Here is a 21,805-nt window from a genome sequence, read left to right on the forward strand (position 1 = left end):
ACGGCGAGTCGTTGGAGTAATTGATGACCACTACTACTTTGCTCTACGACACCCCGGTAAACCTGCCGCTTGCCCCGGCGGAGGTTGCCCCTGCTTCGTCCCGCGAGCCGCTGTTCCGTGAGGCGCTCGGCATGTCGCTGCGCGCGTTCCGCGCCGACAAGGGCGTGACGCTGCGTGCGCTGGCGAAGGAAGCGCGAGTGTCTTCCGGCTACATCTCCGAGTTGGAGCGCGGCCGCAAGGAGGTTTCCTCCGAGCTGTTGGCCTCGCTGTGCGAGGCGTTGGGCACCACGGTCTCCGAGGTTCTGCTGGAAGCTGTGGCGAACATGTCGCTGCACTCTTTCACCGAAGAGCTGGAGCGCACCACGCCGGCTGCTGCGGAAGCGTAGCTGGCAATCCGCGACTACAGTGGTTGGCGTTTAACGCAATCTACTGACAGAAAGGTCACGGTGCTTTAGCCATGGCGAATCCTTTTACTAAGTTCTGGAACTACCTGATGGCGCTCTTCGACAACAAGATCGAAGAAAACGCTGATCCCAAGGTCCAGATCGAGCAGGCCATCAACGACGCGCAGCGTCAGCACCAGGCACTGTCCCAGCAGGCAGCTGCTGTGATCGGCAACCAGCGCCAGCTGGAGATGCAGCTTAACCGCCGTCTAGAGGACGTCGAGAAGCTGCAGGCGAACGCACGCCAGGCGCTCCAGCTCGCCGACAAGGCGCGTGGCGACGGCAACGCCCAGAAGGCGCAGGAGTACGAGAACGCTGCCGAGGCCTTCGCGGCCCAGCTGGTGACCGCCGAGGCCGGCGTTGAGGACACCAAGCAGCTGCACGACCAGGCGCTGCAGCAGGCTGCCCAGGCGAAGCAGGCCGTCGAGCGCAACGCCGCGCACCTGCAGCAGCAGGTGGCCGAGCGCTCCAAGCTGCTGTCCCAGCTGGAGCAGGCGAAGATGCAGGAGAAGGTTTCGGAGACCATGCAGTCCATGAACTCCATTACCGCCTCCGGCCCGAACCTGGACCAGGTGCGCGACAAGATCGAGCGCCGTTACGCCAACGCCCTGGGTGCTGCCGAGCTCGCGCAGAACTCCATCGAGGGCCGCATGGCTGAGGTTGAGCAGGCCGGCATCCAGATGGCGGGCCACGGCCGCCTGGAGCAGCTGCGCGCCGAGATGGCAGGGGAGCTGACCTCCGGGAAGAAGCAGGCCATCGAGCAGGGTGGTGCTGCCCAGGGCGGTGCCGCTCAGGGTGCCGCTGGTTCTTCGAACCCGGTCGGCGGAAATGTCTCCGACGACGCTGTCGCACAGCGCATGCGGGAACTGCGCGGGGAGTAAGCGGAAGTAGCACCGCACACGCCCAATAGACGCATACCGCCCGGTTCCTCGAAGGAGGGGCCGGGCGGATCGTTTTTCTATAACAGAGTACGAGCGCAACCTTCCACGGCTTCTTCCGGGCGTTTCCAGCTATCAGGATCCAGCTATTCGCTCCCCAGAGCCGAATAGCTGGGTCTTAGTAGCTGGATTTGGGATATGGGGAGGGGCAGTGCAGCTAGTCCACGGCTCCGCGGGCCATGAGGGCTTCGCCCATCATCTTGGCGCGGCGCACGGAGCGGATGACCAGCGGGATGCCAAAGGCGGTCAGCGAGAAGCCGGCGCCGCGGGCTTTTCGCGCCTCGAAGACCTCGTTCGCGGTGGCGAGGGTGAGCGGGATTAACCGGATTGTCAGCGCGATGGTGAGGGAGATCAGCTCCCCGGTGCGGCCGAGCGGGGCCAACGCTCGGTCCAGCGCTGCCAAAAGCTCTTCCACCGGTGTGGTCAGGGTGAGCAAGTTCGCCGCGGCGATGGTGGCGAGCAGTCCGATCAGCAGCGTCAGCGCAGATTGCACGCCGTTTTGCCACACCATGAATACGCCCAGAAACAGCAGCACGGGCAGCAGCGGCACGAGCTGGCGCCACGCCACGCGCGCGGGGATGCGCGCCCACGCGTAGAGCGCAATCACGGCCACGAGCGCGGCCGCGGAATGCCACGGCTGGGTGGGCAGGGCAGTGACGGCGATGATGAAAACGACGAGCAGCACGAACTTCAGCGCCGCGCCCATGCGGTGCAGCCACGTGTCGCCGGGGATGTAGACGCCTAAGGGGAGTTCGCGGATCACGGTTTCGCATCCATGAGGTCGGTATAGAACGCAATCGCATCATCGGGTGTGCCGTCGTAGGCGAGGGTGCCATCGTCGATGAGGAGCACGCGGTCGAAGCCGCGCAGCAATTCCAGATCGTGCGTGACCACGATGAGCTGCTGGTTCAGCGACATCAATTCGCGCATGATGCGGCGGCGGTTGCGCAGGTCCAGCAGGGTGGTGGGCTCGTCGGCGATGATCGTGTCCGGCTCGATCACCAGCACAGACGCGAGCGCGAGCATCTGCTTCTCGCCGCCAGAGAGAGTGTGCGGGGAGTTCTCGGCGCGATCGGCAAGATCGAAGCGTTCGAGCGCTTCTGCTACGCGGCGCTTCACCTCCTCGCGCGGCAGCTTGAAGCGGCGCAGGGAAAATGCAACGTCGTCGGAAACGCGCGGCATGACAATTTGAGATTCGGCGTCAGAGAAGACAAATCCGACGCGTTTGCGGATGTCTTTGCCATGTTTGTCGGGCGTGAGCCCGTCGTAAAGCACTTGCCCCGAAGTTGGTTCGATGAGGCCGTTGATCAGGCGAACGGTGGTGGATTTGCCGGAACCATTGGCGCCGATGATGCCGATGCGCTGCTCCGACAGGCTCACGGTCAGCGGTGCGAGGATCTGCTCGCCGTCGTAGGCGACGGCCGCGCCGCGGAATTCGATAAGGGGCATGGCGCTTACTTGCGCGCCGCGCGCAGGTCCGGGAACGCCTGGTGCACCGCGAACGCGATAGCGATCATGAGGGCGACCTTGCCGGCATCAGGCAGCAGGAACGGCACCTGCGCCGCCCACGCTGCGCCGAAGGACATCTGCGAGCGCCACATCAGGCCGAACACTCCGCAGAGGTATTGGAAAAACAGGCCTAAGTAGCCAGCGAGAACGAGGATGCCGATGCTCGCTGCCTTGTTCGATCGAAGCGGGGCGGTGTATGCGATCGCGCCGGCGACGGCGGCGGAGACAAGGTAGCCGGCCAGGTAGCCCACGGTCGGACCGCCGAGTGCGGAGATGACGGTACGGCCGCCCGCGAGCACCGGAAGCGCCAGGCCCACCAGCAGGAAGATTGCGGCGGAGGAGAGGCCGCGGCGCCATCCGAGCACCAGTCCGGCGAGGATCACGGCGGCGTTCTGCAGCACAATAGGCACGCCGGCGGCGCCGATGGGAATGGACACGAAGCCCAGCACAATGACGATGGCGGCGAAGACCGCAATGAGCGCGATATCCTGCGCCGTAGAGTTTTTCTTCATGCGCGGGAGTGTACCGGGGTGGGTGGCGTGTACTGTCGGGCGCATGCGTTTGACGGAGTTTCACCAGCTTGTGCAGGACGAGTTCGGCTCAGAGCGTGCGCAGTGGATCATCCAGACCCAGGTGTTGCCCGGGTTTGAGCAGACGTCTGCGCAGCTCATCGACGCTGGCGTGGACCCGCGCGACGCGTGGCGGGGACTCTGCGATGCGTTCGATGTTCCGGAGGAGCGGCGCCTCGGGGTCGATCGTCCGGGGACGTAGAAGGGCAGTTGCTTATCGACGGCTCCGCCGCCCGGCGTGTCTTTGAATTTCGAACACGTTTGCGTGTATTCTCTGGCGTGTCGCCGTCGCGTTCTACAGTGTCCCGTGTTTTCCGCTTGGGAAAGATTTCTTCGCGTTCAATGGAACCGAAGCGGTATAGCGATACGTCTAACTAAGAAACTGTGCACGCGACGCGCCCAGCGCCGCCGAATACTTGGAGGTAGAAACACCACATGGCAACGAAGAAGAAGTCCGCGGCTTCGGCCGGCAACGACCGCAAGAATGCGCTCGATGCAGCGCTGGCAATGATTGAGAAGGACTACGGCAAGGGCGCTGTCATGCGCTTGGGCGATGAGAACCGCCCGCCGATCCAGTCCATCTCTTCCGGCAACACCGCCATCGATGTCGCGCTCGGCATCGGTGGTTGGCCGCGCGGACGAATCGTGGAGATCTACGGGCCGGAGTCTTCCGGTAAGACCACCGTGGCGCTGCACGCGATCGCGGAGGCACAGCGCGGCGGCGGCATCGCCGCGTTTATCGACGCGGAGCACGCGCTCGACCCGGACTACGCGCGCAAGCTCGGCGTGGACACGGACAACCTGCTGGTGTCCCAGCCCGACACTGGTGAGCAGGCGCTGGAGATCGCGGACATGCTGGTGCGCTCGGGCGCGATTGACATGATCGTGATTGACTCGGTGGCCGCACTGACACCGAAGGCTGAGATTGAGGGCGAGATGGGCGACAGTCACGTCGGCCTACAGGCTCGCCTCATGTCCCAGGCGCTGCGCAAGATGACCGGTGCGCTGTACAACTCCGGCACGACCGCCATCTTCATTAACCAGCTGCGTGAGAAGATCGGTGTGATGTTCGGCTCCCCGGAGACCACCACCGGCGGTAAGGCGCTGAAGTTCTACGCGTCCGTGCGCTGCGATGTCCGCCGCATTCAGACGCTGAAGGACGGCCAGGACTCCATCGGCAACCGCACCAAGATGAAGGTTGTCAAGAACAAGGTCTCCCCGCCGTTCAAGATCGCCGAGTTCGACATCATGTACGGCGAGGGCATCTCGCGAGAGAGCTCCATTATCGACATGGGCGTGGAAAACGGGATTGTGAAGAAGTCCGGTTCCTGGTTCACCTACGAGGGAGACCAGCTGGGACAGGGCAAGGAAAAGGCCCGCATGTTCCTCAAGGAGAACCCGGAGCTGGCCGACGAGATCGAGGACAAGATCTTCCGCGCGCTCGGCGTGGGTAAGTACGCCAACGCTTCCGATGAGCTGACGGACGAGCCGGTGGATGTGGTGCCGAACATCGACTTCGACGACGAGGAAGATGCTGCCGCACCGGCAACTGCGGAGAAGTAGTTGGCGGACGCGGACCAGATTGCCCGGCTTCAGGCGGCGCTCGACGCCTACGAACCGGGCACCGGTCTTTTCGACCGAGAACACGAGGAGGCGTTAGCGCCGGTTCGTAAGCGTGCCCTCGGTCTGCTGGATCAGCGTGCGCGCTCGCGCACGGAACTGCGGGACCGGCTGATCAGGGCGGAGTTCGAGCCGCAGCTTGTCGACGAAGTGCTCGATGACCTTGCGGGCTCCGGCCTCCTCAACGACGCGCAGTTCGCCCACGAGTGGGTGCGCCAAAGAGCTGCCCGCCGGGGCAAGTCCACCCGAGCGCTGGACATGGAGCTGCGTGACAAGGGCGTTTCAGGTGCGGACCGCGCCGCGGCACTGGAGCAGATCTCTGAAGAGGACGAAGAACACACCGCCCGCGCTGTGGCGGAAAAATCCGCGCGGAAGGTCAAAGCAGCTCCGGCAGACCGCGCCGAGTACGACAAACACCTGCGCCGCGTCGTTGGCGCGTTGGCCCGGCGCGGCTTTAACCAGGGCATGGCGCTGCGCATAGCGCGCGAAGAACTGGACGCGCGCATTGCCGAGTGTGAGGAGTAGTCCGAAACACTGAACAGTGTTCAAGGCGGTCTCCTAGACTAGTGCGCATGGCATTGTTCAGCGTGAAGATGCGATCCAGCGTGGACGGCACCCACATCTCCGGCGCCGAGCGCATCGTGGAGAAGCATGAGGTCCCGGGCGTGTGCGCCGCCATGAGCAAACGCGCGCTGGCCCACGGCAAAGGGCAGCCGGATGCAATCACCGTGACTGTCACCGCGATCGACCGCGAGGTCGAGCGCATCCCGGCGTTGCCAATCACGGATGCGCGCTGCGCTGACACTGCCGAGGCCCGCGCGGCTGTCGTTGAAGCCCTGGCCCCGCTGACCCCGCACGCCGCAGAAGCGTGGAACCTGCTCACCACCGTTCGCGACATGCGCGGCGCCATCTTGTTCCACGCGGCAACCGGTGCGCGTCTCGAACCGGATCATGCCCGCGGAGTGCGGGTCACCTCCATGGACGCCGCCATCGCTACAGGGGAGCGCCCTGAGGTGCACTCCGGCAAGACCCGCGTCACCGATGCACTTGTGTTGGCCTCTAAAGTGGCGCACCACCCGGTGGTGCTGGCCGAGGTGTGCATTTCTGACGATCCTGACTACACCACCGGCTACGTCGCCTCCAAAAAGTTGGGCTACCTGCGGGTGCCCAACATAAAGCCCGCCGGTTCGCCGGTCGGCGGCCGCCTATTCGTCGTGGACACTGACGAGCCCGCAGACCTGATCTCTTACCTCGAGCACACCCCCGTGTTGGTTGGGGAGGCCGAATGAGCTGGCTCGACAATGCCGCTAGGCAACACAGCGAGGACTGGCGCAGCCAAGGCCTTGAGCGCACCCCCGCACTCTTTGGCACCGGCCAGACCCCGGTAGCCACCATCGATGGGCGCGAGTACGTCCTGTTCAGCTCTTCGAACTACCTGGGGCTTGCCGAACACCCGGCCGTGACTGAAGCGGCCTCCGACGCACTCAACCAGTTCGGCGCGGGCTCCGGCGGATCGCGCCTGACCACAGGCACTACGGACCTGCACACCCAGCTTGAGCGTGACTTCGCACGCTTCCTCGGCTACGACGACGCCGTGTTTTTCTCCGCCGGGTTCATGGCCAATGCCGGTGTGCTGCAGGCGCTCGCCGGACCGGACACGTTGATCTTGTCGGACGAGCGCAACCACGCCAGCATCATCGACGGCTGCCGCCTGGCCAAGGCGCAAGGTGCCACGGTGCGCATATACCGCCACCGCGACCCCGCGCACGTCGACGAGCTGCTTCGCCAACACTCCGGAGAAGCAATCGTGGTCACCGACGGGCTGTTTTCCATGGACGGCACCCTCGCGCCAGTGCCGGAACTGCTCACCATCTGCCGCGTCCGCGGCGCCGCGCTCATGGTTGACGACGCGCACGGCACCGGCACACTAGGAGCTCGAGGCCGCGGCATCACGGAGCACTTTTCGCTTATCGACGACCATCCGGACATCCTCGTCGCCACCTCATCCAAGGCGCTCGGGGTCGAAGGCGGGGCAGTGGCTACCTCCGCCCCGGTCGCGGCGTTGCTGCGGCAGAAAGCCCGCACCTTCGTCTACTCCACTTCGTCCACGCCGGCCACGTGCGCGGCGGTCTCCGCGGCTATCGGCGTGCTGGAGGGCAAGCAAAGTCCGGTGCCAGCGCTGCACCGGAACATCCGCCGTCTGGCCGGCCACCTCGGGATGGGCGACTGGGCCAGCCCGATTGTCCCGGTGCCCATTGGCAACGAGGCCAAGGCAGTCAACGCGTCCGCCGCACTTCGCGAAGCCGGGTACTTCGTGCCTGCGATCTGCTGGCCAACCGTCCCGCGGGGTGCAGCGATGTTGCGGGTGACGGTAATGGCCACCCACACCGATGCACAGATCGACGGGCTGGCGCAGACGCTTGCACAGCTTCGCTAGAAGCGCTTTTCCACCGGGTTATCAATCTGGGTGTAATCCGGCGCCTGCCAATCCACGTTCACCGTGTCCTTAGTGTCCAGACCGACGTCCTTGCCGGCGGTGGGGACCTTCGCAAACGGGTTGCGGCGGGCACGGCCAGCGCGCAACTGGCGCTCCACACGCGTTGCCAGCATGGTCAGACCGTAGTTGATCAGGATCATGATGATGGCCACCACGATCAGAGACGGCAGATAATTCTGGTTTGCTGAAGCGACCTGGGTTCCGGAGCGGACCACTTCCACGTAGCCGATCTGGTAGCCGAGCGCCGAGTCTTTCAGCGCGATGACCATCTGGGAGATCAGTGCCGGCAGCATCGCCGCGACCGACTGCGGAAGTAGAATCCGGCCCATGGTCTGCCAGTGGCTCAGCCCCAGCGCCTGGGCGGCCTCAGTCTGCCCGCGGGGCAGCGCCTTGATACCGGCGCGCAGGATTTCCGCGATGACTGAGCCGTTATACAGCGTCAGCGCGATCACCACCGCCCAGAACGCGAGATCCTTCGGCGGGACCAGCCGGTAGACAGCCAGCACCTGGTACAGGAAGATCATCAGCAGCAGCACCGGGATCGCGCGGAAACATTCGACGACGACCGCGCAGATTCCTCGCACGAGCTTGCTAGGTGCGAGCCTGCCCAGGCCGAAGACTACGCCGAAAACGATGGCGAACACGATGGAGACCACCGCTGCTTTAATCGTGCCCCACAAGCCGGGCAGGATGTAGGTGCTCCAGGTGTTGCTCTCCAAAAACGGGTTCCACCGGCGCGCCTCCAGCTGACCGTTGGCGGCGAGGTTGTCCAGCACCCACCAGCCGGCAAGTAGGACCGCTATGACGGTGAGTGCGGTGTAGATGTAGTTGCGGCGGACGGCGTTGGGCCCTGGGGCGTCGTAAAGCACCGTGGCTCGAACGGAGGAAGACATTATCGTTTCACCGCCAAACGGTTAGAGAGCCAGCCGACGAGCAGGCCCATGGGCAGGGTCAGCATGATAAATCCGAGCGCGAAGATGCCGAACACGGCGAACAACTGGTTGGCGTGGAACTCGATGGTGGACTTCATCAAAAGCGACGCCTCGGCCACGCCGATGACGGACGCGATGGTCGTGTTCTTGGTCAGCGCGATCAGCGTGTTGCCTAGCGGCACGATCGCCGCGCGGAGAGCCTGGGGGAAGATGATCAGGGAGAAGATCTGCCCGAAGCTCAAGCCCAGCGAGCGTGCCGCCTCCGCCTGGCCGAAGTGCACGGTGTTGATGCCGCTCCGCAGCGATTCGGCCACGAAGCACGAGGTGTAGAGGATAAACCCCAAGATGGCCAGCCGGAAGTTCTGATCTGCGAGGAAGGTTTGGGACTCGCGGCTGGCAAGCTCCAGACCCAGGTTTTGGTACAACCCGAACGAGCAGAACAGCACCACAAGCGTCAGCGGGGTATTTCGGACGGTGTTGATGTAGAACGACGAAATGCTCCGCAAGATACCGACGGGGGAGACCCGCATGGCGGTAAGGATCGTGCCCAGGATCATCGATCCGATCGCTGAGTAGAAGGTCAGCTTGATGGTGGTCCAGAACGCTGGCCACAGCTTGGGCGCGAGATCGGCCCACATTGCATCCATAGCGGGAAACTCCCAACGGTGAAATCTGAATACGAAGAGGTGGAGCGGGCGTTACTCGACGAAGGACAGGTCGCCGACGGTGTCCTTCTCCACGCCTTGGCCGCCGTCGAGGTTCTCGTCGACGAACTTGTCAAAGGAGCCGTCGGAGTACAGCTCGTCGAGTGCCTTGTTCACGGCCTCGAGTGCGCCCGGGTCCTCCTTCTTCAGGCCGACGCCGTAGTGCTCGTTTGTGAACTCCTCGCCGTCCTTCTTCAGCTCGACGACCTTGAAGTCGCCCGGAGACTGGGCGGAGTAGCCGCCGAGGATGGTCGCGTCGGTGGTCAACGCGTCGACGTTGCCGTTGCGTAGCGCCTCAACGCAGGAGGAGTAGGTGTCGTACTCCTGCAGCTGCACGCCCGGGAGGGTGTCCTTGACCTTCTGTGCCGGAGTGGAGCCGGTCACGGAGCACAGGATGCGCCCGTCGAGAGACTCCAGACCGGTGATCTCCGCGTCGTCGGAACGCACGAGCAGCGCCTGGTGGGTGAGCAGATACGGGCCGCCGAAATCCACGGCTTCGGAGCGGGACTTGTTAATGGAGTAGGTGGCCGCAATCGCCGCGACCTCGCCGTTTTGCAGGACGGTCTCACGCTGTGCGGACGGGGTCTCGCGCCAGGTGATCTCCGGGTGCTCCCAGCCATTCTCGTCGGCGATGTGGTTGACCACGTAGGTGATCACATCCACGTCGAGGCCGGTCATGGAGCCGTCTGCCTCGCGCAGGCCGAGGCCCGGCTGGTCGTACTTGGTGCCGAGGGTGACATTGCCGGCCTCAATCTGGCCGAGCAGGCCGCCATCTGCGGAGGTTTCCTCGCCGCCGCAGGCGACAAGGGTAGTGGCAGCGAGCAGTGCGGCGGCTGCGGACGTTGCGATGCGGATAGAACGCTTCATTGTGGGTCTCCTTTTTAAAACAGCGTGATTTAGTGGGGCAGAATCTTGCCCAGGAATTCCCGGGCACGGTCGGACTGCGGATTGGTAAAGAACGACTCGGGGTCGGTGTCCTCGACGATTTCGCCGTCGGCCATGAACAAGATGCGGTCTGCGACCTTGCGGGCGAACCCCATCTCGTGGGTGACAACGACCATGGTCATGCCGCTTTCCGCGAGCTCGCTCATCACGTCCAGCACCTCGCCGACCATTTCGGGGTCGAGGGCGGACGTGGGCTCGTCGAAAAGCATGACCTTGGGCTCCATGGCTAGAGCGCGAGCGATGGCCACGCGTTGTTGCTGGCCGCCGGAGAGTTGGGCGGGGTACTTCTCGGCTTGGTTGCCGATGCCCACGCGGTCCAGCAGCTCTCGGGCGCGGGAGGTGGCCTCCGCTTTCTTGGCCTTGCGTACCTTCATCGGCCCCAGGGTGACGTTGTCCAGGATGGTCAGGTGGGGAAACAGGTTGAACTGCTGGAACACCATGCCGACGTCTGAACGCAGCCGCGCCAGTTCTTTGCCCTCTGCGGGCAATTCCTGGCCGTCGATGTCGATCGTGCCTTCCTCGATGGTTTCGAGGCGGTTAATCGTCCGACACAGGGTGGACTTTCCGGACCCCGACGGCCCCAGCACCACAACCACTTGCCCGCGGGGGATCTCAAGGTTGATGTTTTTCAGCGCGTGGAAGTCGTCAAAGTACTTCTCCACACCCACCATGCGAATCATGGGTTCGGCAATTTCCTGTGTCATGTATCGCACCATAGGGCACAACTGTGAGGCGAATGACACAAATGGAAAACTATTTTGTGAATCACCTAGAAAATCGCGTTACAGCCGAGGGGCCGCAACGGTTAGGCGCAGACAGCCCACCTGGTTAGACTGTCTCGCCGTGACTACGGCGAGCACCACCCAAAACAGCAATCCCCGCACCTACGAGGTGCGCACGTTCGGCTGCCAGATGAACGTGCACGACTCCGAGCGTCTTTCCGGCATGCTCGAAGACGCGGGCTACGTCGCGGCCGATGCAGGCGAGCAGCCCGACTTGGTGGTCTTCAACACCTGCGCGGTGCGCGAGAACGCTGACAAGCGCCTCTACGGCTCGCTCGGACAGCTGAAAAACGTCAAGGCCGACCACCCCGGTATGCAGATCGCGGTCGGCGGGTGCCTGGCGCAAAAGGACCGCGACACCGTCATTGAAAAGGCGCCGTGGGTCGACGCTGTTTTTGGCACCCACAACATCTCCGCGCTGCCGGCATTGCTCGACCGGGCGCGTGTGGAGGATGAAGCCCAGGTGGAGATCGTGGAGGCCCTTGAGGTCTTCCCGTCCGTGCTGCCCGCCAAGCGTGAGTCCGCCTACGCCGGTTGGGTGTCCATCTCTGTGGGCTGCAACAACACGTGCACCTTCTGCATCGTGCCCAGCCTGCGCGGCAAGGAGGTGGACCGCCGCCCGGGCGAGATCCTGGCCGAGGTCAAGGCGTTGGTGGACCAGGGTGTGTCCGAAGTGACCTTGCTGGGCCAGAACGTCAACTCCTACGGCGTGAACTTCGTCGACGAGGACATGGAGCGCGACCGCTCCGCCTTCTCCAAACTGCTGCGCGCCTGCGGCGACATCGAAGGCTTGGAGCGCGTGCGCTTCACCTCCCCGCACCCGGCGGAGTTCACCTCCGACGTCATCGACGCGATGGCGGAGACTCCGAACGTGTGCCCGCAGCTGCACATGCCGCTGCAGTCTGGCTCCGACAAGGTGCTCAAAGACATGCGCAGGTCCTACCGCTCCAAGAAGTTCCTGGCCATTTTGGACGAGGTGCGCGAGAAGCTGCCGCACGCGGCGATCACTACCGACATCATTGTTGGATTCCCGGGCGAGACCGAAGAGGATTTCCAGGCCACCCTCGACGTTGTGGAAAAGGCCCGCTTCACCTCCGCGTTCACCTTCCAGTACTCGCCGCGCCCCGGCACCCCGGCAGCGGAGATGGAAAAACAGATCCCCAAGGCCGTGGTTCAGGAGCGTTTCGAGCGCCTCCACGCGCTGCAGGAGCGCATCAGTGCGGAGGAGAACGCCAAGCTCGTCGGTACGCGACAGGAGCTGTTAGTGCAGGAGGACGGCCGCAAGAACGACCAAACGCAGCGCATGTCCGGCCGCGCCCGCGACGGGCGTCTGGTGCACTTCGCGCTTGAGGGAAACATCGACGGCGAGGTCCGCCCGGGCGATATTGTCACCGTCACCATCACCGAGGCGAAGCCGCACTACCTGATCGCGGACTCCGGCATCCACGAGCACCGCCGCACCAAGGCTGGCGACAACTCCGCGAGGGGAGAGGTGCCCACCACCGCGCCCATCGGTGTGGGCCTCGGCTTGCCGACGATCGGCCAGCCCGCCGCCGCACCGGCAGATTCCGCCTGCTGCGGGAGCTAGGGCTACAGTTGGGCGACATGACGCAGCCCAACACCGAATCCCTCGCCCGCGCGGAGAAGAAAGCCGCATCCTCCGTGGACATGGGGGCGAAGCGCTGGGTGCTCGCCGCCGCGGTAGCCATCTACCTGGTGGCGCTGTTCCTGCCGTTCGTGGGAGGGGTGTCGCTATGGCAGGTGCTCGCCGCAACTGACGCGGCAAAGGATGCCCAGACCGCGATCACGGAGTACGTCTTCGCGTGGATCTCGCTTATCGGCGTGGGCATCCTGACCACCCTTGCTGTGGCCACGCAGCGCTTCGCGCTCGCAGTACCTGCGTGGATGGTCACCACCGTCTCCCTTGTCTACTCGGTGCTGGGCATCTGGCTGCGCAACTCCAACGCCTCCGGCATCAGCCGCGGGCCCGGCTACTACCTGGTGGTCCTTGCGGTGGTGATCGTGGTGTTCACACTGTTCCCGCTGATCCTTTCGCGCAACGAGGAGCAGGCAGCCGTCGCCCAAAAGCGCGCCGAGGCGCAAGGCAAAGACGAGGTTGCGCTCGCGCAGCGAGCGGCGGCGAGGGAGCAGGAAAACCCTTTGCTTATCGACGACCGCCGTGCCCGCGCAGCAGAGCGACACCGCAAGTCGTCGGACTAACGGATATAAAGCCTGGGCGGGTCACCCTGTAAACGCCGATATCGGCATTTGGCTCGACCGCCGATCCGCGACCTGGGCTTTTGTGGCAGCTCACCTGGTAAACGCCGATATCGGTATTTACGAGGTGTGCGCGTTGCCTACCGTTTCTGCCACGCGGTGGTGGAGGAAACCACCTCAGCGTTAAGCCCGAGCATGATGGCGTTCGCCGCGGGGGAGTCGGCGGGGTAGGAGCAGTAGACCGTCTCGAGGTCTTCCCAGACTTCCTTGGCGCGCTTAAGGGTCGCGCGCAGCATCGCCGAACCGATGCCGCGGCCGCGGTGCTCGGGCAGCACGTAGACCAGGCCCAGCTCGCAGACCTTTGCGTCGTCTGCGAGGAAGCGCACCACCTCGCACAATCCGACGATCACGCCGTCGACGTACGCAAGGCCGGTAAGCTGCGCGCCGCCGCGGTCCTGCAACCTGGCGCCGGCGTCGCGGATGCGCTCGAGGTCCCATTCGATGGTGTCCATGACCAGCTCGCCGCGCGGGTAGTCGCGCGACGCCGCGGTGAGCAGGCGGGAGAACTGTTGCACCTCGTCCGCGCCCGCCTTGCGGCGCGAGAAGAATCCGGGTCCCTCGATGACCGCGAACTCGGCGTCTACGGCGTGAGGCAGTCCCTGTATCGCGGAGATGGAGAACGTGCCCTGATCTTCGCGGAACGCCGGCGTGTAGCCGTAGCCCCGCACGTGCGGCGGCTCCTCCGCGTCGAGGGCGTGAGACACCCACAGTTGGCGGGTGGGGCGGGAAAGGCGGGCCGACAGGTCGTCGAGAAGCAGAAGTGCGCTTTCCCACGGTGCGTCGGGGACTGGCTCACCCGGAAGGGGCGCGAGCTCGGAGTCGAACGTGAAGTTCGCTTCGATCACCCCGCGGTCCTCCAGCAGGGGTAGGGAGACGAACAACCAGGCGTCGAGGAAGTTAAGGTCCTCGGCGAACAGTTCCGGGTAGCCCAGGTTGGTGACCGGCCGCAGGTGCTGCGAGGATGTCAGGCCGAACAGCAGTGCCTCAGACTCGGCAGAGGGCTCGAGGCGTTTGGCGATGTGGGCGGCGGACACGCCGGAGGTGGCAAGGCCGGTGATGTCCTGGATGGCCAGGGTGGCGGAAAAGGCGTAGCCCCCGACCACGGCCTCGGCATTGTCGCCGTGGTCTGGTCGGGGGACGAAAAGGTGGGGGTGGAGCACTCGCGTTAACTTACTAGCCCTCGTTGACGGCCTTGGCGGCGACGTCGGCGAACTCCTGCCACTGCTTCGCCTGCTCGCGGAGGGAAGCGGCCTTGGTGGCGTCGCCCTTGGCCTCGGCGGCCTCGGCTTGCTTGGTAAAGTCGTCGGCCTTGACCTGGAACTGGTTGACCTTGTCCTGCTGCGCCGGGTCGGTCTTGCGCCAGCGGGAATCCTCCGCCTCAGAGACGCGCTTCTCGATGCTGCCGATCTTGTCCTCGAACTCGCGCACGCGACCGCGCGGGACAAAGCCGATCTCGTCCCACTTGTCCTGCAGCTCGCGCAGCTTCGCCTTCGCCGCGCCGAGGCCCTTAGCGGGGTCGATGAGCGAGTCGTACTCCGCAATCAGCGCGTCCTTCGCCTCGGCGTTGGCCTCGAACTCGCGGTCGCGCTCGGCGTTGATGGCGTTGCGGGCCTCGAAGAAGTGGTCCTGGGCTGCGCGGAAGCGCTCCCACAGCTTGTCGTCCACCTCGCGCGGGGCGCGGCCGGCGGCCTTCCACTCCGTCATCAGGTCGCGGTATGCGCGGGCGGTGTGGCCCCAGTCAGTGGAGTCCTTCAGCGCCTCGGCGCGCTCGACCAGTTCTTCCTTGACCTTTCTGGCCTGGGCGCGGTTGCGGTCCAGCTCGGCGAAGTGGGAGCCGCGGCGACGGTTGAAGCTGTCGCGGGCGCGGGAGTAGCGCTTCCACAGCTCGTCGTCGGTTGCGCGGTCGATGCCGCGGATGCCGCGCCACTCCTCCAAGATGGCGCGTATGCGGTCGCCCGCGGCCTTCCACTCGGTGGAGTTTTCCGCCAGGTCTTCGGCTTCAGCGGCGAGCGCTTCCTTGCGGGCGATTGCCTGCTCGCGCCGCTGCGCCTTCTGCTCTTTCGCCTTCTCGCGCGCGGTATCGGAGGCGTCGATTGCCTTGTCCAGGCGTGCCTCCACAGCGTCGATGTCGCCGATTACGGCAGCGTCCGCGAGTGAAGCCTTGAGCGCTTCTGCGGACTTGCGCAGCGAATCCGCGTCCTCTGGGTGGGCGCGCAGACGGGTCTCAATGAGCTCCACCTCGGTGACCAAATCGTCGTAGCGCTGGCCGTAGTGCGCCAGGCCCTCCTCTGGCGTGCCCGCCTGCCAGGAGCCGATCTGGCGCTCTTGACCGCCGCGTGTGAGAAAGACGTTGCCGTCTTCGTCCACGCGACCGAACTTGGACGGGTCCGACGGCTCGCGCGCCGGCAGGGGAGCCGGGGTGACGGTCTTTGCCGCTGCTCCCGGGCGCGGCCCTGGCTTCTTCGCCATCGCGGCCGGCGAGGGCGCCTTGGTGCCCGGGGTCGGAGTGGAGTTCGAATCGGTCATGGTGGACATCCTTTCCGCGGCCTGTGATGTGGCCGCACTGTGCCGCGCGTCGCGGCTGCCTTGCGCAATGCGTGCGATATTACCGGCACTTCACGCCCTGCGGGGAGCAAACGGGGCGCTGGGTAGGGTTGTGCGCGTGAGACCCAACCTTTGGATCGTGCCGGGATCGCCGGCACTCGCACTTTCGCCTAGCGACGAAGCTTCGCAACGCCTTGTCAAGGCCGTCCGCGCACTCGCAGGCACCGTTGACGGCAGGGCGATCGACATCGTCTGCTCGCTCGACGAGCGCTGGCGCACCGCCCACACCGGGTCTTTCACCGCCTGGGGCGGGCCGGAGATCACCGTGCGCGCGGGAAACCACTTGGGCGAGCTGGTCGCCCGCTTCGCCCTGGGGGACCCGGAGGTGCGCGAAGTTCGCGGCGTAATCGGCACCCCCGACCCGGACGCGGTGACCGTGGTGGTGCTCGACGGCCCGGCGGGGTTGACCCCGCGCGCCCCGCTCGCGCTCGTGGACGGCGCGCCGGAGTACCACCAGCGGCTGTGCGGGTGGCTGGACGGTGGGCAACCGGAGGTCGTCGATAAGCAATTGCCCGAACCTGCGTTGTGGCATGAACTTGCAGCCCTTCGGCCGCGAGAGGCCCGGTTGATCGACCACGACGACACCTTGGGCGTGGGACGCTACGTAGCGGAGTGGAGTGTATGAAACCGATTGCAGTAGTAGGGCCCACCGCCAGCGGCAAGTCCGCGCTCGGCATCGCGCTGGCGCACGAGCTCGGCGGCGAAGTGGTCAACGTGGATTCCATGCAGCTGTATAAGGGCATGGACATTGGCACCGCGAAGCTGCCCGAGGCGGAGCGCGAGGGCATCCCACACCACTTGCTGGACATCTGGGAGGTCACCCGCACCGCCTCGGTGGCCGAGTACCAGGAGCTTGCGGTCGCGACGGTGGAAGAAATCATGTCGCGCGGCAAGATGCCGGTGCTGGTAGGCGGTTCGATGCTGTACGTGCAATCGCTTATCGACGCCTGGTCGTTCCCGCCCACCGACCCCACCGTGCGCGCGAAGTACGAGGAGCGCTTGGCCGAGATCGGCGTGGACGCGCTGCACGCGGAGCTGGCCGAGGTGGACCCGGCGGCCGCGCGCATCATCGAGGACAAAGACCCGCGGCGCACAGTGCGCGCGCTTGAGGTGATCGAGCTGACCGGCAAACCGTTTCAGGCCTCCCAGCCGCCGAAGAACGCAGCACCGCGCTGGGGCACGCGCATCCTGGGGCTGCGCACCAACGCCGAGTGGCTCAACCCGCGCATCGAGCTGCGAACGAAGCTCATGTTTGAGCAGGGGCTTATCGACGAGACACGCGGCCTGGTGGACGCCGGCCTCGTGCGCGACTCCACCGCCGGGCGCGCCATCGGCTACGCCCAAGTGCTGGCGATGTTGGACGGCGAGCTCTCCGAGGCCGAGGCGGTGGAGCAGACGATCACCGGCACGCGTCGGTACGTGCGCCGCCAGCGCTCCTGGTTCAACCGCGACCCGCGCACGGTGTGGCTGGACGCTGCCGGCGATGACGTTGTAGGCGCCGCGTTAGACTCGCTGGCGTGAGATTTCTTAAAGCGCACGCCACCGAAAACGACTTCGTTGTCCTCATCGACGTAGACGACCAGCTCGACGTGACCCCGGAGCAGGTCGAATTCCTTTGTGACCGCCGCGCCGGTGTCGGCGGCGACGGGTTACTGCGCGTGGTGCGCCGCGGGGGAGCCGAAGGCATGTGGTTTATGGATTACCGCAACGCCGACGGCACCGTCGCGGAAATGTGCGGCAACGGCATCCGGGCGTTCGCGCACGTGCTGGTGGCCGAAGGGCTTGAAGACGCGACCGAGTTCGACGTGGACACCCGCGCCGGTGTCAAGCACATCCGGGTGATCTCCGCCGACTGCGCCGACGCGATTGTGTCTGTGGGCATGGGCCGCGTTGAGGTCACGGGTGTCTCCACCGCGGCCATGGGGGAGGCCCAGTTCGCCGGCATCGGCGTGGACGTGGGCAACCCGCACTTGGCGTGCGTGATCCCGGGGATGACCTCTTCGAATCTCGCGGACATGGAGTTCGTGGCACCGGAGTTCGACCCGGAGTTCTTCCCCAAAGGTGTGAACGTGGAGGTGCTCACGGAGCTCGACCAGGGCAACGTGCACATGCGCGTGTGGGAGCGCGGCGTGGGCGAGACCCGCTCCTGCGGCACCGGTACCGTCGCTGCCGCGCAGGCAGCACTTGCGGACGCGGGCATCGAAAACGGCTCCGTAATCGTGAACGTTCCGGGCGGGGCCGTCGAGGTCGTGCTTGACGGCGGCGAGGCCACGATGACCGGCCCGTCGGCGATCGTGTTCCGCGGGGAGCTGGCGGACGAGCTGTAATCTGGAGATCTACGCCGGGCCGATCTCTTTCGCGGCCCGGCGTGCGTCGTCCCAGGCCTCCTGCAGCTCGAAGGCGCGCTCGTCGGCGACGGTGAGGATGCGCTCCAGCTGTGCCTTGTCGGTGGATGCGGACTCCAGGTAGCCGTCGATGCGCTCTAAGAAGCGCCGGGCGGAAGACGCGCGGAGTAGAAACTCGTTGACCTGTGGCACCGAATTATCTGGGTTCGCCAGGGCGGGGTAGTGCAAGGTGCGGTCCGCGATGTCGGATGCGGTCGCGCCGTGCTGCAGCTGCTCGTAGGCGTCGAGCACCTCAGCGATGTCGTCGCGCGCGTATTGCAGCGACGACCGGATAGCCATGACTTCCGGGTCAATCTGTACGCGCCGCACGAGTAAGATCGCGCCGATGATCAGCAGTGCCGACAGCAAAAGACCCGGCAGTTTGAGCGTGAACACCAGCAGCACAACGGCAGCGAGCACGAGTGCGCCGATTAACGCTCGGGAGAGATCCCTGTTCGGTGAGCTCATCGGGAAGCCTTTGTAACGGCTAGTGGCCGCCGCACCCGCAGGATCCGCCGCAGCCCCCGCAGCCGCCGCCGGAAGGCGTCGGGATGGAACCGGCCATCACGGCGGTGCCGGCGATCACGGAATCGCGGGCGGGCAGCTCACCGTCCGGCAGGCACACGTCGAACGGGAAGGCGGCATCCACGGAGACGTGGATGAAGCGCTGGCCGGTCAGCGCGGAGGTGCGGTACTCCGCCTCCAGCACGCGGGCCGAAAACTCCCCGCTCGCATCCGGGGTGGTGGCGCTGCCGGTTGCCACAGCCTCGGCGCCGGGGGAGGTCACGGTGCCCACGACAGCACCCGGGTGCAGCGCCAGGTAGGCGTCGGTGGACTCGTAGCGCTCAACCGCCAGGCCGAGTGCTGTGACCGAGAGCTCCTGCCATTCGAGCGCGGGATCGTCCACAAGCAAAGGCTCCTGCGCGAGGTTCACGGTCAAAGACGCCATGGCGTTGCCGCGGGGGTCGACAACATCGGCCAGCGCGACAACGTCGTTAAGCGGCGTGATGTGCGCGTAGGTGCGGGTGACCGACTCGAAGCCCGCGAAGGTCGCAAACGGCTCCACAGCCAGGATGTTCAGCTGCGCGCCGGACGGGTCGGTGTACTGGATCAGCTGGCCACCGCGGACCTCGCCGACGACTGCGAGGCGGTCGGTGGCAATCGCGGCTTCAACCGCGTCCTGCCACTTGTTAAAGCTCAAGCCGAGTGCGGAAAGATCGGTGCTCACTGCTGTGCTCATGGCCGTAGATTCTAGTCAATCGCCCCGACCGGGAAGAATCCTGGGCCATACTGCGTTCTATCGGGTAGATATGACAGTGAACGATTCAACACACAGGAAAGATCGCTTTTTGCTTGAAGACGAACTGACGCCAGAGCAGCGCACCCACGAGGAGCTGCTGCGACAGGCGTTTCGCCACAACGAGCCCCAGCCCGGCGCAGAACCAAGCGTCGGCGCCCTCGATTTGGCGGACCGCAACTCCTTCCGCTCAGTCGCCGGAGCGACGGAGCTGCGCTCCGAAGACCACGTTGACATCTACGAGGTGGAGTACCGAAAGCTCCGCATCGAGCAGGTTCTCCTTGTCGGCGCCTGGACCGAAGGCACCGTGGCCGAGATCGAGGCGAGCATGTGGGAGCTGGCGGCGCTGGCGAAAACCGCCGGTGCCGAGGTGCTGGACATGCTGTACCAGAAGCGCGACAAGCCGGACCCGGGCACCTACATCGGCTCGGGCAAGGTGGCGGAGCTGCGAGAAATCGTGCAGGCTACCGGCGCCGACACGGTGATTTTCGACGGCGAGCTCTCACCGTCGCAGATGATCGCGCTTGAGGAAGCGCTAAAGATCAAGGTGATCGACCGCACCATGCTTATCCTGGACATCTTCGCCCAGCACGCGAAAAGCAAAGAGGGTAAAGCCCAAGTCAGCCTGGCGCAGATGGAGTACCTCTACAGCCGCACCCGCGGCTGGGGCGGCAACCTGTCGCGCCAGGCCGGCGGCCGCGCAGGCTCCAACGGCGGCGTGGGTCTGCGAGGTCCCGGTGAGACGCGCATTGAGGCGGACCGTCGCCGCCTGCGCACCGAGATGGCTAAGCTGCGCCACCAGCTGCGAGACATGACCACAGCGCGAGAGGTTAAGCGCGCGAAGCGCCAGCGCTCCACCATCCCGAAGATTGCCATCGCCGGCTACACCAACGCGGGCAAGTCCTCGCTGATCAACGCCATGACGGGCGCCGGCGTGCTGGTGGAGGACGCGCTGTTTGCCACCCTGGACCCGTCCACCCGCAAGGCGAAGCTCGCGGACGGGCGCAACGTGGTGCTCACCGACACCGTCGGGTTCGTGCGTCACCTGCCTACCCAGCTGGTCGAGGCCTTCAAGTCGACGCTTGAGGAGGTCGCGGGGGCCGATCTGGTGCTGCACGTCGTGGACGGCTCCGACGCGTTCCCGCTGAAGCAGATCGAGGCCGTCAACGAGGTGCTCGCGGAGGTCACCCGCGATTCCGGCGAGGAGATACCCCCCGAGATCGTGGTGGTGAACAAGATCGACGAGGCCGACCCGCTGGTGCTAGCCGAGCTGCGCCACGCGTTTGAGAAGACCGGGCGCACGGCCGTGTTCGTCTCCGCGCTGACCGGCGAGGGCATCGAGGAGCTGGAGGCGCGCATTGAGCAGCACCTCAACTCCATCGAAGCGCACGTGACCATGGTGGTGCCGTACACACGCGGCGACGTGGTCAGCCGCGTCCACGACGAGGGCACGGTGCGCTCGGAGGAATATGAGGAGGCAGGCACGCGTATCGACGTCCGCCTGCCCCGCGTACTCGCAGAGCAATACGCGGAGTTCGTGGTGAGCTAGCGCTCGAGCTTCGCCGCCGCGTCCTCGTCGAGGATCACCGTGGTTCGCGGGTGGTTTTGCAGCACCGATGCGGGGCACCCCGGTGTCACCGGACCCTCAATGAGGGCCTTGACTGCGTCGGCCTTATTCGGGCCGGTGGCGATGAGCACGATGGTGTGCGCCTCCATGATGGTGCCCACGCCCTGGGTCAGGGCCTTACGCGGCACCTGGTCCTCGTCGTCGAAGAAGCGGGCGTTATCCGCCACGGTGGTGGGGTGAAGGTCGATCTCGCGCGTGCGCGAATCCAGTGCGCTGGGCGGCTCGTTGAACGCGATATGGCCGTTGGCACCGACGCCGAGGATCTGCACGTCTACGCCGCCGGCGGTGGCGATGCGTTCCTCGTAGCTGCGGGCTTCTGCCGCGGGGTCTGCCGTCAGGCCGTCGAGAGACTGCACCTTCGCGTCGTCGATGTCGATGTGGTTGGTGAACTCTCGGCGGATGGTGGCGTAGTAGGACTGCTCGTCGGAGCGTTCCAGCCCGACGTACTCGTCCAGGAGGAACGCGTCGCACTGCGCGAAGCTCAAGTTCTCCTCGCGGTGGCGGCGGGCCAGCTCCATGTACGTGGGGTTCGGGGTCGAGCCCGTGGCCAGGCCGAGCGTCGCGCCATCGCGAACGAACGGTTCGATGATGTCGGCTGCGGAGACACCTACTTCTTCGGTGGTGGGGCGCACAATAACTTCCATGATGGCCAAAATAGCAAGCGCACTCTGAGAGCT

General features: G+C 65.3%; 25 protein-coding genes. 13 read left to right on the forward strand and 12 right to left on the reverse strand.

Going from position 1 to position 21,805, the window contains the following annotated elements; translation table 11 throughout:
- Nucleotides 1–23: 23 nt before the first annotated feature.
- On the forward strand, nt 24–386 hold the full coding sequence (locus tag NUW87_RS00495) for a helix-turn-helix domain-containing protein (RefSeq protein WP_063936846.1): 363 nt from the start codon (nt 24–26) through the stop codon (nt 384–386).
- Between the two features lie 71 nt (nt 387–457).
- On the forward strand, nt 458–1,324 hold the full coding sequence (locus NUW87_RS00500) for a PspA/IM30 family protein (protein WP_239217106.1): 867 nt from the start codon (nt 458–460) through the stop codon (nt 1,322–1,324).
- A gap of 214 nt (nt 1,325–1,538) precedes the next feature.
- Here NUW87_RS00500 and NUW87_RS00505 read toward each other — a convergent pair whose 3' ends face one another.
- The 3 genes from NUW87_RS00505 to NUW87_RS00515 are packed head-to-tail and all read right to left on the reverse strand — an operon-like array spanning nt 1,539 to nt 3,402.
- Nucleotides 1,539–2,144 (reverse strand): energy-coupling factor transporter transmembrane component T family protein, encoded by a 606-nt coding sequence (locus NUW87_RS00505; RefSeq protein ID WP_269026813.1) that lies wholly within the window; start codon nt 2,142–2,144, stop codon nt 1,539–1,541.
- The gene (locus tag NUW87_RS00510; protein ID WP_269026814.1) at nt 2,141–2,830 is read right to left on the reverse strand and encodes an energy-coupling factor ABC transporter ATP-binding protein; all 690 of its coding nucleotides are present in this window, start codon (nt 2,828–2,830) and stop codon (nt 2,141–2,143) included. The genes NUW87_RS00505 and NUW87_RS00510 overlap by 4 nt, the downstream gene beginning before the upstream one ends.
- 5 nt (nt 2,831–2,835) lie before the next feature.
- Nucleotides 2,836–3,402 carry a biotin transporter BioY gene (locus NUW87_RS00515; RefSeq protein WP_269026815.1) on the reverse strand — a complete coding sequence of 189 codons (567 nt, stop codon included), beginning with the start codon at nt 3,400–3,402 and terminating at the stop codon, nt 2,836–2,838.
- A 43-nt stretch (nt 3,403–3,445) separates the two neighbouring features.
- Between NUW87_RS00515 and NUW87_RS00520 the strand changes: the two genes are divergently transcribed.
- The 5 genes from NUW87_RS00520 (at nt 3,446) to NUW87_RS00540 (ending at nt 7,516) form a co-directional block, all read left to right on the forward strand.
- On the forward strand, nt 3,446–3,661 hold the full coding sequence (locus NUW87_RS00520) for a DUF3046 domain-containing protein (protein ID WP_063936922.1): 216 nt from the start codon (nt 3,446–3,448) through the stop codon (nt 3,659–3,661).
- A 233-nt stretch (nt 3,662–3,894) separates the two neighbouring features.
- Nucleotides 3,895–5,022 carry a recombinase RecA gene (gene recA, locus NUW87_RS00525; protein WP_269026816.1) on the forward strand — a complete coding sequence of 376 codons (1,128 nt, stop codon included), beginning with the start codon at nt 3,895–3,897 and terminating at the stop codon, nt 5,020–5,022.
- A complete protein-coding gene (gene recX, locus NUW87_RS00530) occupies nt 5,023–5,604 on the forward strand; it encodes a recombination regulator RecX (protein WP_269026817.1) in 582 nt (193 codons plus the stop codon).
- A 47-nt stretch (nt 5,605–5,651) separates the two neighbouring features.
- Nucleotides 5,652–6,368 (forward strand): 6-carboxyhexanoate--CoA ligase, encoded by a 717-nt coding sequence (locus tag NUW87_RS00535; protein WP_269026818.1) that lies wholly within the window; start codon nt 5,652–5,654, stop codon nt 6,366–6,368.
- On the forward strand, nt 6,365–7,516 hold the full coding sequence (locus NUW87_RS00540; RefSeq protein ID WP_269026820.1) for an aminotransferase class I/II-fold pyridoxal phosphate-dependent enzyme: 1,152 nt from the start codon (nt 6,365–6,367) through the stop codon (nt 7,514–7,516). Before NUW87_RS00535 ends, NUW87_RS00540 begins: the two co-directional genes overlap by 4 nt.
- On the opposite strand, the gene NUW87_RS00545 is transcribed toward NUW87_RS00540, so the two are convergent.
- The 4 genes from NUW87_RS00545 to gluA are packed head-to-tail and all read right to left on the reverse strand — an operon-like array spanning nt 7,513 to nt 10,837.
- Nucleotides 7,513–8,469, reverse strand: coding sequence for an amino acid ABC transporter permease (locus NUW87_RS00545; protein WP_239217097.1), 957 nt, complete (start codon nt 8,467–8,469; stop codon nt 7,513–7,515). The two genes, NUW87_RS00540 and NUW87_RS00545, sit on opposite strands and share 4 nt — an antisense overlap.
- The gene (gene gluC, locus NUW87_RS00550; RefSeq protein WP_239217096.1) at nt 8,469–9,155 is read right to left on the reverse strand and encodes a glutamate ABC transporter permease GluC; all 687 of its coding nucleotides are present in this window, start codon (nt 9,153–9,155) and stop codon (nt 8,469–8,471) included. The genes NUW87_RS00545 and gluC overlap by 1 nt, the downstream gene beginning before the upstream one ends.
- A gap of 51 nt (nt 9,156–9,206) precedes the next feature.
- A complete protein-coding gene (locus NUW87_RS00555; RefSeq protein WP_239217095.1) occupies nt 9,207–10,079 on the reverse strand; it encodes a glutamate ABC transporter substrate-binding protein in 873 nt (290 codons plus the stop codon).
- A gap of 29 nt (nt 10,080–10,108) precedes the next feature.
- Nucleotides 10,109–10,837, reverse strand: coding sequence for a glutamate ABC transporter ATP-binding protein GluA (gene gluA, locus NUW87_RS00560; protein ID WP_239217259.1), 729 nt, complete (start codon nt 10,835–10,837; stop codon nt 10,109–10,111).
- A 163-nt stretch (nt 10,838–11,000) separates the two neighbouring features.
- On the opposite strand from gluA, the gene miaB reads away from it, so the two are divergent.
- Entirely contained in the window at nt 11,001–12,527 is a 1,527-nt protein-coding gene (gene miaB, locus NUW87_RS00565) for a tRNA (N6-isopentenyl adenosine(37)-C2)-methylthiotransferase MiaB (protein WP_269026822.1), read from the forward strand.
- A gap of 17 nt (nt 12,528–12,544) precedes the next feature.
- Nucleotides 12,545–13,159 carry an Rv2732c family membrane protein gene (locus NUW87_RS00570; protein WP_269026824.1) on the forward strand — a complete coding sequence of 205 codons (615 nt, stop codon included), beginning with the start codon at nt 12,545–12,547 and terminating at the stop codon, nt 13,157–13,159.
- Nucleotides 13,160–13,296: 137 nt separating this feature from the next.
- Here NUW87_RS00570 and NUW87_RS11720 read toward each other — a convergent pair whose 3' ends face one another.
- Together NUW87_RS11720 and NUW87_RS00580 are read right to left on the reverse strand one after the other, a co-directional pair.
- Entirely contained in the window at nt 13,297–14,376 is a 1,080-nt protein-coding gene (locus NUW87_RS11720) for a GNAT family N-acetyltransferase (protein ID WP_269026825.1), read from the reverse strand.
- Nucleotides 14,377–14,389: 13 nt separating this feature from the next.
- Nucleotides 14,390–15,742: a DUF349 domain-containing protein gene (locus tag NUW87_RS00580; protein ID WP_269026827.1), complete on the reverse strand. Its 1,353-nt coding sequence runs from the start codon at nt 15,740–15,742 to the stop codon at nt 14,390–14,392.
- Between the two features lie 136 nt (nt 15,743–15,878).
- Here NUW87_RS00580 and NUW87_RS00585 point away from each other — a divergent pair, with 136 nt between their 5' ends.
- Genes NUW87_RS00585 through dapF form a run of 3 tightly spaced genes read left to right on the forward strand, consistent with a single transcriptional unit; the run spans nt 15,879 to nt 18,147 of the window.
- A complete protein-coding gene (locus tag NUW87_RS00585; protein ID WP_269026829.1) occupies nt 15,879–16,445 on the forward strand; it encodes a hypothetical protein in 567 nt (188 codons plus the stop codon).
- A complete protein-coding gene (gene miaA / locus NUW87_RS00590) occupies nt 16,442–17,341 on the forward strand; it encodes a tRNA (adenosine(37)-N6)-dimethylallyltransferase MiaA (RefSeq protein WP_269026830.1) in 900 nt (299 codons plus the stop codon). Before NUW87_RS00585 ends, miaA begins: the two co-directional genes overlap by 4 nt.
- On the forward strand, nt 17,338–18,147 hold the full coding sequence (gene dapF / locus NUW87_RS00595) for a diaminopimelate epimerase (RefSeq protein ID WP_269026832.1): 810 nt from the start codon (nt 17,338–17,340) through the stop codon (nt 18,145–18,147). Before miaA ends, dapF begins: the two co-directional genes overlap by 4 nt.
- A gap of 9 nt (nt 18,148–18,156) precedes the next feature.
- Here dapF and NUW87_RS00600 read toward each other — a convergent pair whose 3' ends face one another.
- Entirely contained in the window at nt 18,157–18,672 is a 516-nt protein-coding gene (locus NUW87_RS00600) for a hypothetical protein (RefSeq protein WP_239217088.1), read from the reverse strand.
- 19 nt (nt 18,673–18,691) lie between these two features.
- Entirely contained in the window at nt 18,692–19,444 is a 753-nt protein-coding gene (locus NUW87_RS00605) for a hypothetical protein (protein ID WP_269026833.1), read from the reverse strand.
- Between the two features lie 70 nt (nt 19,445–19,514).
- Between NUW87_RS00605 and hflX the strand changes: the two genes are divergently transcribed.
- Nucleotides 19,515–21,050, forward strand: a complete 1,536-nt coding sequence (hflX, locus tag NUW87_RS00610; RefSeq protein WP_239217086.1) for a GTPase HflX — start codon at nt 19,515–19,517, stop codon at nt 21,048–21,050.
- On the opposite strand, the gene nagB is transcribed toward hflX, so the two are convergent.
- Nucleotides 21,047–21,772: a glucosamine-6-phosphate deaminase gene (gene nagB / locus NUW87_RS00615; RefSeq protein WP_269026834.1), complete on the reverse strand. Its 726-nt coding sequence runs from the start codon at nt 21,770–21,772 to the stop codon at nt 21,047–21,049. The two genes, hflX and nagB, sit on opposite strands and share 4 nt — an antisense overlap.
- Nucleotides 21,773–21,805: the final 33 nt, after the last annotated feature.

The organism is Corynebacterium pilbarense, assembly GCF_026930265.1.
In the GTDB taxonomy this organism is placed as follows: domain Bacteria; phylum Actinomycetota; class Actinomycetes; order Mycobacteriales; family Mycobacteriaceae; genus Corynebacterium; species Corynebacterium pilbarense.

Excerpts from the sequence above, each read along its gene's own strand:
- NUW87_RS00495 (WP_063936846.1), top strand. The coding sequence starts at position 24 with ATGACCACTACTACTTTGCTCTACGACACCCCGGTAAACCTGCCGCTT.
- NUW87_RS00500 (WP_239217106.1), top strand. The coding sequence starts at position 458 with ATGGCGAATCCTTTTACTAAGTTCTGGAACTACCTGATGGCGCTCTTC.
- NUW87_RS00510 (WP_269026814.1), bottom strand. The coding sequence starts at position 2,830 with ATGCCCCTTATCGAATTCCGCGGCGCGGCCGTCGCCTACGACGGCGAG.
- NUW87_RS00515 (WP_269026815.1), bottom strand. The coding sequence starts at position 3,402 with ATGAAGAAAAACTCTACGGCGCAGGATATCGCGCTCATTGCGGTCTTC.
- NUW87_RS00520 (WP_063936922.1), top strand. The coding sequence starts at position 3,446 with ATGCGTTTGACGGAGTTTCACCAGCTTGTGCAGGACGAGTTCGGCTCA.
- recA (WP_269026816.1), top strand. The coding sequence starts at position 3,895 with ATGGCAACGAAGAAGAAGTCCGCGGCTTCGGCCGGCAACGACCGCAAG.
- NUW87_RS00535 (WP_269026818.1), top strand. The coding sequence starts at position 5,652 with ATGGCATTGTTCAGCGTGAAGATGCGATCCAGCGTGGACGGCACCCAC.
- NUW87_RS00540 (WP_269026820.1), top strand. The coding sequence starts at position 6,365 with ATGAGCTGGCTCGACAATGCCGCTAGGCAACACAGCGAGGACTGGCGC.
- NUW87_RS00545 (WP_239217097.1), bottom strand. The coding sequence starts at position 8,469 with ATGTCTTCCTCCGTTCGAGCCACGGTGCTTTACGACGCCCCAGGGCCC.
- gluC (WP_239217096.1), bottom strand. The coding sequence starts at position 9,155 with ATGGATGCAATGTGGGCCGATCTCGCGCCCAAGCTGTGGCCAGCGTTC.
- NUW87_RS00555 (WP_239217095.1), bottom strand. The coding sequence starts at position 10,079 with ATGAAGCGTTCTATCCGCATCGCAACGTCCGCAGCCGCCGCACTGCTC.
- gluA (WP_239217259.1), bottom strand. The coding sequence starts at position 10,837 with ATGATTCGCATGGTGGGTGTGGAGAAGTACTTTGACGACTTCCACGCG.
- NUW87_RS00570 (WP_269026824.1), top strand. The coding sequence starts at position 12,545 with ATGACGCAGCCCAACACCGAATCCCTCGCCCGCGCGGAGAAGAAAGCC.
- NUW87_RS00580 (WP_269026827.1), bottom strand. The coding sequence starts at position 15,742 with ATGACCGATTCGAACTCCACTCCGACCCCGGGCACCAAGGCGCCCTCG.
- miaA (WP_269026830.1), top strand. The coding sequence starts at position 16,442 with ATGAAACCGATTGCAGTAGTAGGGCCCACCGCCAGCGGCAAGTCCGCG.
- NUW87_RS00600 (WP_239217088.1), bottom strand. The coding sequence starts at position 18,672 with ATGAGCTCACCGAACAGGGATCTCTCCCGAGCGTTAATCGGCGCACTC.
- NUW87_RS00605 (WP_269026833.1), bottom strand. The coding sequence starts at position 19,444 with ATGAGCACAGCAGTGAGCACCGATCTTTCCGCACTCGGCTTGAGCTTT.
- hflX (WP_239217086.1), top strand. The coding sequence starts at position 19,515 with ATGACAGTGAACGATTCAACACACAGGAAAGATCGCTTTTTGCTTGAA.
- nagB (WP_269026834.1), bottom strand. The coding sequence starts at position 21,772 with ATGGAAGTTATTGTGCGCCCCACCACCGAAGAAGTAGGTGTCTCCGCA.